Genomic DNA, 1,765 nt, shown 5'->3' with positions numbered 1-1,765 from the left:
GCTACGGGGACCTGGGTGGCGCGGGCGCGGGCGAACTCGGCTACGTGGACGGTTTTCAGGGCGTCGGGGACGTTGGGGATGGCTTCGGCGGACTGCTGGGCGGTGGCGTCGGCGGGGACGCGGACACCTGGTGCGTAGATCATGGTCGGCGACGCCATCTGACGTTCCGGCAGCGGGACCTCGACGCGGGAGCGCTCGCGGATCTCGCGGTAGCGGACCTTGCGGCGGTGGCGGCCGATGAGCGTCAGGAGCAGCATGCCCAGGGCGCAGGCGGCGGCAAGGGCGACGACACCCTCGGCTACGTCCGTCGCGTCCTGCTTGAGCGAGGTCTGCTTCACGTTGGGCTGGGTGTTGATCGTGCCGTCGCCGGTCACGACGCTGGAACTGCCGGTGGGCAGGTAGTTCCAGCTGATCGACGAGTACGTGACGATGAGGGTCTCGGTCTTGCCCTGCACCGAGTCCGAGACGAAGCCTGCGTTGGTCAGGGCGTAGTCGGCGCGCTGGTAGCCCGGGCCGGCGCTCACGTCGAGCAGGGCGCAGGGGAAGCGGTCGCCCGAGCTCGCTGCCATGCCGAGATCGGTGGACTCGCTGTCCTCGGTGCGTGTGAGCGTGAGGGTGGACAGGTTCGAGGAGTCGACCGAGGTCGGGAGCATTGCGCTCGGACCGACCGCGGTCAGGTGCAGCCAGTTGGTGAAGCCAGGGTCCGTCGAGCCCGCGCTCACCTGCGGGAGTTGCAGGTCGGCGCCTGAGGACGGCGCGCGCGTGTCCGCAGTGCAGCCGGTGCTGGTGACCGGCGCCGCCGAGGTCGCCAGGACCTGCGGAGTGAAGGTGGACACGTACATCGACTGGGTCGCGGCCGCGGTCGACGAGTGCTTGGCCCGCGCGGTCGTCTTGTGCGCGGCGGCCGTGGTCTGGGCGGCCTGGGACGTCGTCTTCGCGGCGGTCGTCTTCGCGGCGACGGTCGTGTACGGGTTCGATATGCCCGGGAACGTCGGGTACGTGTGATGGATCTCCGGGAGCGCGACGGCCGCGGCAGCGGCTGGAGCCGTCGACGTGGCGCTCGCGGCCACGACCAGGGCGGCAGCCGCGGCGGAGCACGCGGCCAGCGTGGCTATCGGGGCGAGCAGACGCGGGGCTCGGCGGCGCCGGCGCGCGTCGTTGCGGTTGGAGCGCGACACGGGACGAGGACTCCGGATCGGATAAACGGGGCGGGCCTCGGAGCGCTATGGCACGGCGCCCGAGGACGTGCTTGGAAGCGGGACGTGGATTCTACGCGAGGCGGCGGAACGGCGGGGTTTCGGGGAGTGCATGCACCGCGGCGGCTCCTCAGGCAGACGCACCTCTGGTAGACGCCCGAAGTCGGCAGAACGTTGCGTCGTCGGCCGCGGATTTCGGTGAATGAGGCCGAACAGAGACCTGGAGGACGTCACAGAGACCCGGAGGACGTCAGGGTGCGTACGGAGAACTGTGGAGACAGAGGCGGAGAGAGGATGCGGCGGGCCGCGATCGAGGCCGCAGCGCGGCGGGTGGACGGACGGACGGACGGACGGAGAGAGTAGGCGGCAGGCCACGATCGACATCGCGGCGCAGCGGGCGGGCCCAGAGAGCACGCGGCGGGCCACGATCGGGGTCGCGGCGCAGCGGACGGGCGGACGGGCGGACGGAGAGAGGATGCGGCGGGACACGATCAAGGCCGCGGCGCAGCGGACGGGCGGACGGGCGGACGGGCGGCCCCAGAGAGTACGCGGCAGGCCACGATCGGGGT

At 71.6% G+C, this 1,765-nt stretch carries 1 protein-coding gene; it reads right to left on the bottom strand.

Features of this window, described 5'->3' with window-relative positions:
- A partial coding sequence (locus KDK95_RS34530) for an Hcp family type VI secretion system effector (RefSeq protein WP_212522570.1) occupies window positions 1-1,178 on the bottom strand: 1,178 nt, incomplete at its 3' end.
- Window positions 1,179-1,765: the final 587 nt, after the last annotated feature.

Source organism: Actinospica acidithermotolerans, from assembly GCF_018139625.1.
Classification (GTDB): Bacteria; Actinomycetota; Actinomycetes; order Streptomycetales; family Catenulisporaceae; genus Actinospica; species Actinospica acidithermotolerans.
Note: the sequence above shows the minus strand (reverse complement) of the source record. Positions and strands in the feature narration are given on the sequence as shown.